This is a genomic window from Klebsiella sp. P1954, assembly GCF_018199955.1.
GTDB classification, from domain to species: domain Bacteria; phylum Pseudomonadota; class Gammaproteobacteria; order Enterobacterales; family Enterobacteriaceae; genus Klebsiella; species Klebsiella pneumoniae.
In genome coordinates this window covers 4,170,617-4,184,328 of record NZ_CP073373.1, presented here as the reverse complement: position 1 = coordinate 4,184,328, position 13,712 = coordinate 4,170,617, and the positions used below count along the sequence as shown (strand labels likewise).

Genomic DNA, 13,712 nt, shown 5'->3' with positions numbered 1-13,712 from the left:
GAGCTATGGTTTAGGTTTATCCATGGTGTTAACAGTGAGGAGTGAATTATGTTTGCTGTCGGCGATCTGGTACAACCCCGAGCGGGCGGACCAAAACTGAAAGTGGTGGAAGTGCAAGGGGAGCAACTGGTGGTGGTTCAGGCCGCACAGGAGCAGGGAGAGCGCTATTCGCTGAAGTCGGACGAGGTCACGCCGTATCAGGAAGAGGGAGACTTCGGCGTCTGCTAAAGCCCCTCGCTTAAAGTCATAAGGCCAGGCCGGTGGGTCTCTCACCACCGGCCTGGCGCTGGCCCGAAGGCGTTAAATTAAAAAGCTATCCAGCGATTTACCCTGGGCGACAGCCTCGGCAATCGGCTTCGGCATTCTTCCCTGTCCGGTCCAGGTTTTCTCTGCGCCAGTATGATCGGTATAACGATATTTCGCCGGGCGCGGTTGACGCTTTTTGCCTCCCGCCTTTGGCGGCTGAATATCGGCCACCAGCTCGTCAGGAGAAATACCGTCGGCGCGCATCAGTTCAAGCCAGGTATTCACTTTCTCCTGATATTCAGCCTGCTGCTGAGCTGCCTGCTGCTGTTGCGTACGTTTTTCTTCAGTGACGATCCTGAGCTTTTCCAGCATCTCTTCAAGCACGTCAATGGAGAATTCACGGGACAGGGCACGCAGTGAACGGATATTATTCAGTTTGTGTAACATTGAAGACATAAAATTAAAAAATTCCAAATAGCAAATTAAAAGATACAACGCGGCAAGTGTAATAGAAACGTTTATTTATTTCCAGCCTTCGGTTGTCCAGATAAATATATAAGGTGGATATTAGCGGTTATCCCCTGGAACTATATTGGCAAATACCTGAGCCTTTTTCATAAGCACAGGCAAAAAAGAGAGTGAATAAATAAAAAAGGCAGAATGACGGGAAAAACCACCGTTCTCGCCAGGAATATTAGCTTTATGGTCAGCGGGTTACCTGCTGTTCATACGTGGCCGCACTGATACATACCTTTGGCCACAGTGAATAGTTAATCAGAAAACGGGAATAAAACAACAATTCGCAATTCAGAATTTTTCACCATAAAAACGCGACTTACGGCATAAAAAATCCTAAAAGAGAGCGGAATCACACACTCGCGTGATGTTGCGCCATGGTTGGCTATCAGGCGCCGTTCCCTCGGCCAGTCTCGATTTCGCAATCAAGAGTAACACATTGATAAATATTGATATTTGCAAAAACAGGAATAAAAGTAGCGTAACGAACAAAAAACAAACCAGCGCAGAGTATTTTATCGACAAAAAGGCGATAAATAAAAATTTATAGCTAGTTGCCACTTTTAATGCAGAGATATACTCTACGCACATCAAAACAGGCAGCCCAAAAACGCTATACCAACGCGCATTTTTCGGCGTTAATGACTTCATTTTCGAGGAGCACTCCGATGTTCTCTGCGCACTCCCGCTTGCGGCATGCGGTTGCAGACACCTTTGCGATGGTGGTTTACTGCACCGTCGTCAACATGATGATCGAAATTTTTCTCTCTGGTATGACGTTTGAGCAGTCGTTATCGTCGCGTCTGGTGGCGATCCCGGTCAACATTATTATTGCCGTACCCTATGGGATTTATCGCGATTTCGCCATGCGTCAGGCCCGGCGCATCAGCCCAGCCAGGTGGATGAAAAATATGGCCGACGTGCTGGCCTACGTCACCTTTCAGTCGCCGGTGTATGTCGCTATTCTGTGGAGCGTGGGTGCTGACTGGCACCAGATTGTCGCCGCGGTGAGCTCGAACCTGGCGGTATCGATGATGATGGGCGCCGCCTACGGCTACTTCCTCGACTATTGCCGCCGCCTGTTCCGCGTGGCGCCCTATCAGCAGGCGAAGGCCTGACCAACGCGTTAGCAGCGACTGGCTCTGCCAGTCGCCTCTTCCCGCCAGCCCGCCTCGCCTGGATCCTTAAATGCCTATCGCCGTATTAATTCGTCGACATTGCCGGCTGGGCTTCGCCAAATAGCCCATTCAGAAAACGCTCAAGCGCCATGCGTGAGCTAAATCCATGCGGAATACCATAATGTTGTTGCGCATCCCCGGCTAAATACAGCGGAAACTGTTCATAATGATCACAGGTTTTGATATCTGAAGCTGGTTCGGCCAGCATATTGCTGCGCTCTTTTAACGCCGGATGAATAACTAACGCTGTTCGCCCCATGCGCGCTTCGCGGTTCACATAAACATAATTATCGCCGCGGCGATAGCCGTACGCTTTTTGCGTCACAACATCCATGGTGAAGCCGGCTTTTTCAAGAACACGCGCCACCTCATCGGGTCTTAAATACATACTGATTCCTCGTTATCTTTTACCGCACATTGACCTTACCTTATTCATTAAGGACAGTGCTTTCGGAAAATTCCAGAAACCACAACAGTAAGCATAATTCAAAATCTTGTCCTACACTTACTCACTCGATGGAATTAAGGGAGATAACGATGGCTAACCATGTGAACCGCAACAATTTTGACGAGAACGCCGAAGATATTCATAACGATGTCAGCCAATTAGCGGATACGCTGGAAGAGGTGCTGAAATCATGGGGCAGTGACGCCAAAGAGGAAGCGGAAGCGGCGCGTGTCAAAGCGCAGTCGCTGTTAAAAGAGACTCGTGCCCGTCTTAATGGCCACAACCGGGTGCAGCAGGCGGCGCTGGATGCGCGCCAGGCAGCGTGCGATGCGCTGGGCTGTGCCGATACCTACGTGCGCAATAAACCGTGGCACAGTGTGGGCGCCGCCGCCGCCGTCGGGGTATTTATTGGCGTATTGCTCAATTTACGTCGATAATAGCTTAAGCGTCGGCTGCCGCCGCGCGATTGGCGCGCGGTAGCCCGCGAGCTTTACGGAAGGCAATGAAGATAACAAATACGCGTCAGCCCCTGCGCGCCTCTGGCCGCAGGGGTTTTTCTGCTTCCCCGACTTAAGCGCCATCAAATCGCGATCGCCTCTCTCAGCCGTCGGGCAAGTCCGTCAGCCATCGCCGGCGAACGTATATTGGTAAAACTCATCAATAATCCCCCCTCGCCCGCGTGGCGAATCCGCCAGTCGCTCAGCGCCTGCACCGCCAGCCCGGCCACAACCGCCCGCCGCGCGAGCAGCCGATCGTCGCCGCTGACCGACATAACCAGTTGAATTCCCCCCAGCTGCGGCGTGACCTGAAAGCCCTGCGCCTGCAGAGCCGACTCCAGCCACTGTCTACGCTGGCTATAGCTGGCACGCATTTTCTTCAAATGACGCCAAAAATGTCCCTGCTGGATAAAATCCGCCAGCGTCTGCTGCCACAGGGTGGGAACGGTGCAGGACTGGCGCTCCGCGGTCTGGTGAAAACGCGCCACCAGCGGGGTCGGCACCACCAGCCAGGCGGTGCGCAGCGCCGGGAACATCGACTTACTGAAGGTGCCCGCGTAGATGACCCTCTGCGGCGCATCAAGGCTTTTCAGCGGCGGCAGCGGTTTGCCGTGATAGCGAAACTCGCTATCGTAATCGTCCTCAATGATCCACGCGTCGCGCTCCGCGGCCCACGCCAGCAGCTGGCGGCGTCGGGGAAGCGACAGCGCGACCCCCAGCGGACTCTGATGGGCTGGTGTGAGCAGGGCAAATCGCGCCTGCGGGTGATGACGCTGGCCCCAGCCGACGTCCATCCCTTCGTCGTCCACGGGAATCGCATCCACCGCCAGCTGCCCAGCCTCGACGACCGGCCGGATAAAGGGATACCCCGGATCTTCCATCCACATATGCTGTCCCGGCTGCGCCAGGGTACGCAGGATAAGGTTCATGGAGGCGGCATAGCTGCCGGTGATCAACACCTGATCCGGCTGACAGTCGATACTGCGCGACAGGCGTAGATAATCGACGATAGCCTGGCGCAGAAGCGGATCGCCGCCGGGATCGCCGGGTGCAAGATCGAACCGCGACTGCGTCCGCAGCCGACGCCCCATCACCCGCGCCCACTGCCCGCGCGGAAAGAGATCCAGCGCCGGCAGCCCCATCTGAAACGGCAGCGGCTCCGTCGGCGCGGCCGGTTGCACTGGCGGTACCGGCGCCAGCTGGCGCGGGCTGAGCCGCTCGCTGACAAAGGTCCCCGCCTGCCCACGCCGCTCGAGCCATCCCTGGGCGACCAGCTCTCCCCAGGCGTTTTCGATGGTCGCCCGGGAGACGCCCTGCTCCTGAGCGTACACCCGGCTGGCGGGCAAACGGCTGCCCGGGGTCAGTTCGCCACGTTCAATCGCCGATTTCAACTGGCGGGCGATACGCTGATAAAGCGGGAGGTTAATCGCTTCCATTATGGTCTGCTTTTTTCATCACAATATGGCTATCTTTTGCAGTCCATTATAGTGCTATTTTGGCTGCCGTCTTAGAGAGGAGAACACCATGAACCAATTACGTCAGCCATTCAGTGAACTGAGCCCGGAAGTCTATAAAGGGCTGGTACAGGCCAGCATCGCGCTGGAGAAAAGCGAGCTGGGCAACGCCCTGGTAGAGCTGGTTTATTTACGCGTCTCGCAGATCAACGGCTGCGCCTTCTGTCTTGAGAAACATAGTCAGGCGTTGCGCAAAGGCGGCATGGCACAAAGCAAACTGGATGCCCTTGCGGGCTGGCGGGTAAGCGCCCACTTTACTCCTGCCGAACGCGCGGCGCTGGCTTGGGCCGAGTCGGTCACCGACATTGCCACCAGCCATGCGGAAGATGAGGTTTACCAGCCGCTGCGCGAACATTTTACCCCGCGTCAGATAAGCGATCTGACCTTCGCCGTCAGTCTGATGAACGCCTTTAACCGCCTCGCCGTGGCCATGCGCCTGTAGTTCCGCACAGCCTCCCCCCTCCTCCGCCGATCTATCCCGGCGGGGGACTCACTTGCCAAAAACGCTATATATTGAGTGGTTGAAGTTTTAAATAACTACATCTAGTATTTCCTTATCGAATGGCCCACTACGTTCGACGCTATGTTTAGCGCCGTGCTGTTATCTCAAATGGAAATACGAATCATGCGCATTATTATTTACACTCGAAATGACTGCGTGCAGTGCCATGCCACCCGGCGAGCCATGGAGAGCCGGGGACTGGCCTTTGAAATGGTCAACGTCGACCAGCAGCCGGATGCCGCCGACACCCTGCGCGAGCAGGGATTTCGCCAGCTGCCGGTGGTGATCGCCGGTGAGCTGCGCTGGAGCGGCTTCCGCCCGGATATGATCAATCGCCTGCGCCCCTCCTTTACGGCGGCCAGCGCATGAGCCTCATCGTCTACTTCTCCAGCCGTTCGGAGAATACCCATCGCTTTGTGCAGCGCCTGGGGCTGCCGGCGGTGCGCATCCCGCTGAACGAGCGTGAACATCTGCGGGTAGACGAGCCCTATATTCTCATCGTTCCCAGCTATGGCGGCGGCGGCACCGCCGGCGCGGTACCGCGTCAGGCGATCCGCTTTTTAAACGACGTGCATAACCGCCAGCTGATCCGCGGAGTGATTGCCGCCGGCAATCGCAACTTTGGCGACGGCTGGGGGCGTGCCGGAGATGTCATCGCGCAAAAATGCGCCGTGCCCTATCTCTACCGCTTCGAGCTGATGGGAACCCCCGACGATATCAACACCGTGCGTAAAGGAGTCAGCGAATTTTGGCAACGACAACCGCAGAACGTATAACCGCCGCCGTGGATTTTCACGCCCTCAACGCGATGCTGAATTTGTACGACAGCGAGGGCCGCATCCCGTTTGAGAAAGATCGCCAGGCGGTTGAGGCCTTTATGGCGACCCAGGTTCAGCCCAACGCCCTCACCTTCCCCAGCCAGGAGGATAAGCTCAGCTGGCTCGTCAGCGAGGGCTATTACGATCCGCAGGTGCTGGCCGGCTATGACCGCGGGTTTGTGCTGGCGTTGTTCGCCCATGCCCGGCGCGCTCCGTTTCGCTTTCAGACCTTCCTCGGCGCCTGGAAGTTCTATACCAGCTATGCGCTGAAGACCTTTGACGGCAAGCACTACCTCGAGGATTTCGCCGAACGCAGCGTGATGGTGGCCCTGACGCTGGCCCGGGGCGATGAACAGCAGGCGCGGCAGCTGACGGAGGAGATACTCAGCGGCCGCTTTCAGCCCGCCACACCGACCTTCCTTAACGCTGGCAAACAGCAGCGCGGGGAGCTGATCTCCTGCTTCCTGCTGCGTATTGAGGATAATATGGAGTCCATCGGCCGGGCGGTGAACTCGGCGCTACAGCTGTCGAAGCGCGGCGGCGGGGTGGCCTTTTTACTCTCCAACCTGCGCGAGGCCGGGGCGCCGATCAAGCGCATCGAAAACCAGTCTTCTGGGGTGGTGCCGGTGATGAAGATGCTGGAGGACGCCTTCTCCTATGCCAATCAGCTCGGCGCCCGCCAGGGGGCGGGTGCGGTCTGGCTGCATGTTCACCATCCCGATATTTTACGCTTTCTTGATACCCGGCGTGAAAATGCCGATGAGAAAATCCGCATCAAAACCTTGTCGCTGGGGGTGGTGATCCCTGATATCACCTTCCAGCTGGCGAAAGAAGATGCGCAGATGGCCCTGTTCTCGCCTTATGACGTCGAACGGCTGTACGGCAAACCTTTCGCCGATTGCGCCATCGGCGACCTCTATCCGCAGCTGGTGGCCGACGAGCGGGTCCGCAAGCGCTGGATCCGCGCCCGCGACCTGTTCCAGCGCCTGGCGGAGATCCAGTTTGAATCCGGCTACCCGTACATCATGTTTGAAGACACCGTGAACCGCGCCAGTCCGGTGGCCGGGCGGGTCACCATGAGCAATCTGTGTTCGGAGATCCTGCAGGTCAGTACGCCGTCCGCCTATAATGAAGACCTCAGCTATGCGCATATCGGGGAAGATATCTCCTGCAACCTCGGCTCGCTGAACATCGCCCACACCATGGACTCGCCGGATTTCGGCCGCACAATCGCCACCGCGGTGCGCGCCCTGACCGCCGTGTCCGACATGAGCGATATTCAGTCGGTTCCCTCGGTGGCGGCCGGCAACGCGGCCTCCCACGCCATCGGCCTGGGGCAGATGAATCTGCACGGTTACCTGGCGCGGGAAGGCATTGCCTACGGCAGCCCGGAGGGGCTGGACTTCACCAATATCTACTTCTACACCGTGACCTGGCACGCGCTGCACACCTCGATGCAGCTGGCCCGCGAGCGCGGCCAGCGCTTCGCCGGCTTCGAGCAGTCGCGCTACGCCAGCGGGGCGTACTTCGACAAATATCTGCAGGAGGAGTGGCAGCCGAAAACCGAACGGGTGCGCACGCTGTTCGCCCGCGCCGGCATCTCTCTGCCCGACCGGGAAAGCTGGCGCCAGCTGCGCGACGATGTCATGCGCTATGGCATCTACAATCGCTATCTGCAGGCGGTGCCGCCCACCGGCTCGATCTCGTACATCAACCATGCCACCTCCAGCATTCACCCGATCGTCTCGAAGATTGAGATCCGCAAAGAGGGGAAAACCGGACGGGTGTACTACCCCGCGCCATTTATGAATAACGACAATCTGGCCCTCTACCAGGATGCGTATGAGATAGGGCCGGAGAAGATCATTGACACTTACGCCGAGGCGACGCGCCACGTCGACCAGGGGCTGTCGCTGACCCTGTTCTTCCCCGATACCGCCACCACCCGCGATATCAACAAGGCGCAAATTTACGCCTGGAAGAAAGGCATCAAGACGCTCTACTACATCCGTCTGCGCCAGCTGGCGCTGGAAGGCACTGAAATTGAAGGCTGCGTGTCCTGCGCGCTGTAAGGAGAACAGGATGACCCATTTAACGCGCGTCAGCGCAATCAACTGGAACCGCATTGATGACGATAAAGATCTTGAGGTCTGGAACCGTCTCACCAGCAACTTCTGGCTGCCGGAGAAAGTGCCGCTGTCGAACGACATTCCCGCCTGGCAAACCCTCAGCGCGGCGGAGCAGCAGTTGACCATTCGCGTCTTTACCGGATTGACCCTGCTTGACACCATTCAGAACACCGTCGGCGCCCCGGCGCTAATGGCGGACGCCTTAACCCCGCATGAGGAGGCGGTGCTGTCGAACATCAGCTTTATGGAGGCGGTTCATGCCCGCTCTTACAGCTCCATCTTTTCCACGCTGTGCCACAGCAAGGAGGTGGATGCCGCCTTCGCCTGGAGCGAAAGCTGCGATCCCCTGCAGCGCAAGGCGCAGCTGATGCTGGGTTACTATCAGGCCGACGAGCCGCTGAAGAAAAAAATCGCCAGCGTGTTCCTCGAATCCTTTCTCTTCTACTCCGGCTTCTGGCTGCCGATGTACTTCTCCAGCCGGGGAAAGCTGACCAACACTGCGGATCTGATCCGCCTGATCATTCGCGATGAAGCGGTGCATGGCTATTACATCGGCTACAAGTACCAGAAAGGACTGGAGATCGTCAGCCCCGGCAAGCGCGAAGAATTGAAAAATTTCGCCCTCGATCTGCTGATGGATCTTTACGACAACGAACTGGCCTACAGCCGGGAGCTGTACGGCGAGAGCGGCTGGTTCGACGACGTCAGCGCTTTCCTGTGCTACAACGCCAACAAAGCGCTGATGAACCTCGGCTACGAGGCGCTGTTCCCGGCGGAGATGGCGGCGGTCAATCCGGCAATCCTCGCAGCGCTGTCGCCCAACGCCGACGAAAACCATGACTTTTTCTCCGGTTCCGGCTCCTCCTACGTGATAGGAAAAATGGAAGAGACCGCCGACGACGATTGGGACTTTTAACCGTACTTTCACCAGGAATATCGCAGGCGGATTCCTGGTGATTAATTTCACAAAATAGCGTTTAATCCACCAAATATTCTCTCCATGACCTAACAGTCATCACTTCGTCATATTTAGCAGAAAACCGGTCCATTTCAGTCGAATTATCCAAAGATAATCAAAAAATATTACCAACAACAAATTACCGCCCAGCCCTTATATCACGGGGGCTTAGCCACAGTTGTCCCCATCTGATTTTGCCGAGAGTTTGCCATTGAGGGTTGTCACAGAATCTGAGTATGTTAGGGTGTAAAAAGATCATAATCACCATCGGGTATCATATCGCAATAAACAAATAACAGGAACTTCTCTATTGCATGGCAATTAAATTAGAAATCAAAAATCTTTATAAGATATTTGGCGAGCATCCACACCGTGCTTTCAAATATATTGAGAAAGGACTCAACAAAGCGCAAATACTGGAAAAAACGGGGCTGTCGCTTGGCGTCAAAGACGCCAGTCTGGCCATTGAAGAAGGCGAGATATTCGTCATCATGGGGCTCTCCGGCTCGGGGAAATCCACCATGGTTCGCCTTCTCAATCGCCTGATTGAACCCACCCGCGGCCAGGTGCTGATTGACGGGGTCGATATCGCCAAAATGTCGGATGCCGAGCTGCGCGAGGTGCGTCGCAAGAAAATTGCGATGGTTTTTCAGTCCTTTGCGCTGATGCCGCACATGAGCGTGCTCGACAACACGGCGTTTGGCATGGCGCTTGCCGGCGTTCCCGCCGCCGAACGAGAGCAAAAAGCCCGGGAGGCGCTGCGTCAGGTGGGGCTGGAGAATTATGCCCACGCCTGGCCGGATGAACTCTCCGGCGGCATGCGCCAGCGCGTCGGTTTAGCTCGCGCCCTGGCGATTAATCCCGATATTCTGTTAATGGATGAAGCCTTCTCTGCGCTCGATCCGCTCATTCGTACCGAAATGCAGGATGAGCTCATCAAATTACAGGCGAAGCATCAACGCACTATCGTCTTTATTTCCCATGACCTTGATGAAGCCATGCGAATTGGCGATCGTATCGCCATTATGCAAAATGGCGAAGTGGTCCAGGTCGGCACTCCGGATGAAATATTAAATAATCCGGCCAATGATTATGTGCGCACCTTCTTCCGCGGCGTGGATATTAGCCAGGTATTCAGCGCGAAAGATATTGCCCGCCGCAGCCCGGTTGGCCTGATTCGTAAAACGCCTGGTTTTGGCCCCCGTTCGGCGCTGAAATTATTACAGGATGAAGACCGGGAATATGGCTATGTCATAGAGCGCGGTAATCGCTTTGTCGGGATTGTCTCGATTGATTCTCTGAAAACAGCCCTCAGCGCCGGGCAGGGGATCGAGGCGGCGCTGATTGACGCCCCGCTGGCGGTGGAAGCGCAAACCCCGCTCAGCGATCTGCTCTCCCACGTCGGCCACGCTCCGTGCGCCGTGCCGGTAGTGGATGAAGAACAACAATATATTGGCATCATTTCCAAACGGATGTTGCTCCAGGCTTTAGATCGCGAGGGGGTGAATCATGGCTGATCAGACCAATCCATGGGGCAGCGCCCCGTCAACCGACAGCGCCGCGCAGGCTGCCGACGCCTGGGGTGGCGCCTCTACTGCCGCGCCGGCTAATGGCGGCGGCGCCGACTGGCTGCACAGCGCCCCGGCGCCGCAGCCGGAACAGTTCAATATCATGGATCCGTTCCATAAGACCCTGATCCCGCTCGACAGTTGGGTGACCCACGCCATCGACTGGATCGTGCTGCACTTCCGTCCGCTGTTCCAGGGGATCCGCGTGCCGATCGACTACATCCTCAGCGCCTTCCAGCAGCTGCTGTTGGGGATGCCGGCGCCGGTGGCGATTATCGTCTTCGCGCTAATCGCCTGGCAGATCTCCAGCCTCGGCATGGGGGTCGCCACTCTGGTATCGCTGATTGCCATCGGCGCCATCGGCGCGTGGTCGCAAGCCATGGTCACTCTGGCGCTGGTCCTCACCGCCCTGCTGTTCTGCATGGTTATCGGCTTGCCGCTGGGGATCTGGCTAGCGCGCAGCCCGCTGGCGGCGAAAATCATCCGCCCGCTGTTGGATGCCATGCAGACCACGCCGGCGTTCGTCTATCTGGTGCCGATCGTGATGCTGTTCGGCATCGGCAACGTACCGGGCGTGGTGGTGACGATTATCTTCGCCCTGCCGCCGATCGTCCGTCTGACCATCCTCGGGATAAACCAGGTGCCTGCGGATCTGATCGAAGCGTCGCGCTCATTTGGCGCCAGCCCGCGCCAGCTGCTGTTTAAGGTGCAGCTGCCGCTGGCCATGCCCACCATTATGGCCGGGGTTAACCAGACCCTGATGCTGGCCCTGTCGATGGTAGTGATCGCCTCGATGATCGCCGTCGGCGGCCTCGGCCAGATGGTGCTGCGCGGTATCGGTCGCCTGGATATGGGCCTGGCGACCGTCGGCGGGGTGGGGATCGTGATCCTGGCGATTATTCTTGACCGCCTCACCCAGGCCGTCGGTCGCGACGCCCGCAGTCGCGGCAACCGCCGCTGGTACACCACCGGCCCGCTGGGGCTTATCACTCGCCCTTTCTGTCGATAAGTCGATAACAGCGCCGCTCCCCGACACCAGCCGATGCCCGGGAGCGGCCCTTCCCGTTAAACAATAAGAGGAACCACCATGCGACATAGTACGATGTTGGCCACCGCCGCCTTTGCCACCCTGCTCGCCACCAGCGCCTTCGCCGCCGACCTGCCGGGTAAAGGGATTACGGTGAAGCCCGCTCAGAGCACTATCTCCGAAGAGAGCTTCCAGACCCTGCTGGTCAGTCGCGCGCTGGAGAAGCTGGGCTACACCGTCGAGAAACCCAGCGAAGTGGACTATAACGTTGCCTATACGTCGATTGCCGCCGGAGATACCACCTTTATCGCCACCAACTGGCAACCGCTGCACGATGACATGTACGCCGCGGCGGGCGGTGATAACAAATTCTATCGCAAAGGAGTGTACGTCTCAGGCGCCGCCCAGGGCTATTTGATCGACAAAAAAACCGCTGAGCAGTACCACATCACCTCCATCGATCAGCTCAAAGATCCGCAGATCGCCAAACTGTTTGATACCAACAATGACGGTAAAGCGGATCTCACCGGCTGTACCCCAGGATGGGGCTGCGAAGCAGTGATTAACCATCAGATTGACGCCTATGGCCTGAGCAAAACCGTCACCCATAACCAGGGCAACTACGCGGCGATGATGGCCGACACCATTGCCCGGTATAAAGAGGGTAAACCGGTGCTCTACTACACCTGGACACCGTACTGGGTTAGCGACGTGCTGAAGCCTGGCAAGGACGTCGTCTGGCTGCAGGTGCCGTTCTCCTCCCTTCCGGGCGAGCAGAAAAACATCGACACCAAACTGGCCAACGGCGCCAACTATGGCTTCCCGGTGAACACCATGCACATCGTCGCTAACAAAGCCTGGGCGGAGAAAAATCCGGCCGCCGCCACTCTGTTTAGCATCATGAAGCTGCCGATCGCCGACATCAACGCCGAGAATGCGATGATGCATGAAGGCCATGCTTCCGAAGCCGACATTAACGGCCACGTTGATGGCTGGATCAAAGCCCACCAGCCGCTGTTCGACAGCTGGGTGAAAACCGCCCTCGCCGCGCAGCAGTAAACCCGCTCACGGATAAGGCCCAGCGCCTTATCCGGCCCCCTTGCCCCCTTTCTCGTGGCCAGGTCATAGAAAAGCGATTCCAGGAATTTCCATAGTGTTAAGGCGCATCGCGCTCTGTTAAGGTGGAGACATCGGTCAAATTGCCACCTTCACATGGATCCAGCGATAAGTTATTCATATGGAAAACCCCGCGCCCTTAACCTGTGCCTTACCTGAACGCGTCGCCACCGTCGGCGAAGGCATCAAAGACAGTCTCCCCATCGTCATCAGCTACCTTCCGGTGGCATTCGCCTTCGGACTCAATGCCACCCGGCTGGGCTTCACCCCGCTGGAAAGCCTGTTCTTCTCCTGCATTATTTACGCCGGCGCCAGCCAGTTTGTGATCACCGCCATGTTGGCCGCCGGCAGTTCGCTGTGGGTCGCCGCCCTGACGGTGATGGCGATGGATGTCCGCCACGTGCTGTATGGCCCCTCATTGCGCAGCCGCATTCGCTCAGCGCTGGATAAAAAGAAAACCGCCCTCTGGGCCTTCGGCCTGACCGATGAGGTTTTCGCCGCCGCTACCGCCAGGCTGGTTCGCGATAACCGCCGCTGGAGCGAAAACTGGATGCTCGGTCTCGCTTTTACCTCGTGGGCATCGTGGGTGTGCGGCACGCTGGCCGGCGCCTGGTCCGGCAACGGCCTGCTGGTGGATTATCCGGCGGTGGAAGCCGCCCTCGGCTTTATGCTGCCGGCGCTGTTTATGAGCTTCCTGCTGGCCTCTTTCCAGCGTCAGCAGTCACTCTGCGTCACGGCGGCGCTGGCGGGCGCGCTGGGCGGCATTCTGTTATTTTCCATTCCGGCGGCGATCCTCGCCGGAATTGTCTGCGGGTGTCTGACGGCGCTGCTTCAGGCCATGCTCAAGGGGATGCCGGATGAACAGTGAAGTCCTTCTGCTCGGGGTGATAGTCGGCGGCGTCAACTATCTCTTTCGCTATCTTCCTCTGCGTTTGCGCGCCGGCCACGCCCGTCCTGCCCGCCGCGGCCCGGTCAGCGTGCTGCTGGATACCATTGGCATCGCCTCGATTTGCGCGCTGTTGGTGGTCTCCAGCGTGCCGGAGATCCTCGCCGATGCCCATCGCCTGGCGCCGACGCTGACCGGCTTCCTGGTGCTGGGGGCCGCCTTCTGGAAAACCCGCAGCATCATTGTCCCGACCCTGCTGTCGGCGTTTGCCTATGGTCTGGCATGGAAAATCACCAACGGGCTCTAAGC

General features: G+C 57.7%; 16 protein-coding genes. 13 read left to right on the top strand and 3 right to left on the bottom strand.

From position 1 onward, the window contains the following. Window positions 1–48: 48 nt before the first annotated feature. A complete protein-coding gene (locus tag KB890_RS20185) occupies window positions 49–228 on the top strand; it encodes a hypothetical protein (RefSeq protein WP_002914284.1) in 180 nt (59 codons plus the stop codon). Between the two features lie 72 nt (window positions 229–300). Here KB890_RS20185 and stpA read toward each other — a convergent pair whose 3' ends face one another. Continuing rightward, on the bottom strand, window positions 301–702 hold the full coding sequence (gene stpA / locus KB890_RS20180; RefSeq protein ID WP_002914287.1) for a DNA-binding protein StpA: 402 nt from the start codon (window positions 700–702) through the stop codon (window positions 301–303). 728 nt (window positions 703–1,430) lie between these two features. Between stpA and alaE the strand changes: the two genes are divergently transcribed. Next, window positions 1,431–1,880 (top strand): L-alanine exporter AlaE, encoded by a 450-nt coding sequence (gene alaE / locus KB890_RS20175; RefSeq protein WP_002914289.1) that lies wholly within the window; start codon window positions 1,431–1,433, stop codon window positions 1,878–1,880. Between the two features lie 85 nt (window positions 1,881–1,965). Here alaE and KB890_RS20170 read toward each other — a convergent pair whose 3' ends face one another. Continuing rightward, a complete protein-coding gene (locus tag KB890_RS20170) occupies window positions 1,966–2,328 on the bottom strand; it encodes a DUF2002 family protein (RefSeq protein ID WP_002914291.1) in 363 nt (120 codons plus the stop codon). A gap of 149 nt (window positions 2,329–2,477) precedes the next feature. On the opposite strand from KB890_RS20170, the gene KB890_RS20165 reads away from it, so the two are divergent. Further along, window positions 2,478–2,825 carry an ElaB/YgaM/YqjD family protein gene (locus tag KB890_RS20165; protein WP_002914293.1) on the top strand — a complete coding sequence of 116 codons (348 nt, stop codon included), beginning with the start codon at window positions 2,478–2,480 and terminating at the stop codon, window positions 2,823–2,825. A gap of 143 nt (window positions 2,826–2,968) precedes the next feature. Here KB890_RS20165 and KB890_RS20160 read toward each other — a convergent pair whose 3' ends face one another. Beyond that, on the bottom strand, window positions 2,969–4,321 hold the full coding sequence (locus KB890_RS20160) for a MocR-like pyridoxine biosynthesis transcription factor PdxR (protein WP_004149442.1): 1,353 nt from the start codon (window positions 4,319–4,321) through the stop codon (window positions 2,969–2,971). 88 nt (window positions 4,322–4,409) lie between these two features. On the opposite strand from KB890_RS20160, the gene KB890_RS20155 reads away from it, so the two are divergent. The 10 genes from KB890_RS20155 (at window position 4,410) to ygaH (ending at window position 13,710) form a co-directional block, all read left to right on the top strand. Further along, window positions 4,410–4,841 (top strand): carboxymuconolactone decarboxylase family protein, encoded by a 432-nt coding sequence (locus tag KB890_RS20155; RefSeq protein ID WP_004145727.1) that lies wholly within the window; start codon window positions 4,410–4,412, stop codon window positions 4,839–4,841. Window positions 4,842–5,024: 183 nt separating this feature from the next. After that, the gene (nrdH, locus tag KB890_RS20150; RefSeq protein WP_002914320.1) at window positions 5,025–5,270 is read left to right on the top strand and encodes a glutaredoxin-like protein NrdH; all 246 of its coding nucleotides are present in this window, start codon (window positions 5,025–5,027) and stop codon (window positions 5,268–5,270) included. Beyond that, window positions 5,267–5,677 (top strand): class Ib ribonucleoside-diphosphate reductase assembly flavoprotein NrdI, encoded by a 411-nt coding sequence (gene nrdI / locus KB890_RS20145; RefSeq protein ID WP_002914321.1) that lies wholly within the window; start codon window positions 5,267–5,269, stop codon window positions 5,675–5,677. The genes nrdH and nrdI overlap by 4 nt, the downstream gene beginning before the upstream one ends. Beyond that, entirely contained in the window at window positions 5,650–7,791 is a 2,142-nt protein-coding gene (gene nrdE / locus KB890_RS20140; protein WP_002914325.1) for a class 1b ribonucleoside-diphosphate reductase subunit alpha, read from the top strand. The genes nrdI and nrdE overlap by 28 nt, the downstream gene beginning before the upstream one ends. 10 nt (window positions 7,792–7,801) lie before the next feature. After that, entirely contained in the window at window positions 7,802–8,764 is a 963-nt protein-coding gene (gene nrdF / locus KB890_RS20135) for a class 1b ribonucleoside-diphosphate reductase subunit beta (protein ID WP_002914327.1), read from the top strand. A 356-nt stretch (window positions 8,765–9,120) separates the two neighbouring features. Next, window positions 9,121–10,323 (top strand): glycine betaine/L-proline ABC transporter ATP-binding protein ProV, encoded by a 1,203-nt coding sequence (proV, locus tag KB890_RS20130; protein ID WP_002914328.1) that lies wholly within the window; start codon window positions 9,121–9,123, stop codon window positions 10,321–10,323. Then, on the top strand, window positions 10,316–11,383 hold the full coding sequence (proW, locus tag KB890_RS20125) for a glycine betaine/L-proline ABC transporter permease ProW (protein ID WP_020324142.1): 1,068 nt from the start codon (window positions 10,316–10,318) through the stop codon (window positions 11,381–11,383). Before proV ends, proW begins: the two co-directional genes overlap by 8 nt. Before the next feature lie 78 nt (window positions 11,384–11,461). Next, the gene (gene proX / locus KB890_RS20120; RefSeq protein ID WP_004149446.1) at window positions 11,462–12,460 is read left to right on the top strand and encodes a glycine betaine/L-proline ABC transporter substrate-binding protein ProX; all 999 of its coding nucleotides are present in this window, start codon (window positions 11,462–11,464) and stop codon (window positions 12,458–12,460) included. Between the two features lie 178 nt (window positions 12,461–12,638). After that, window positions 12,639–13,385 (top strand): AzlC family ABC transporter permease, encoded by a 747-nt coding sequence (locus KB890_RS20115; protein WP_004180986.1) that lies wholly within the window; start codon window positions 12,639–12,641, stop codon window positions 13,383–13,385. Continuing rightward, a complete protein-coding gene (gene ygaH / locus KB890_RS20110; RefSeq protein ID WP_004174712.1) occupies window positions 13,375–13,710 on the top strand; it encodes an L-valine transporter subunit YgaH in 336 nt (111 codons plus the stop codon). Before KB890_RS20115 ends, ygaH begins: the two co-directional genes overlap by 11 nt. Window positions 13,711–13,712 lie beyond the last annotated feature (2 nt).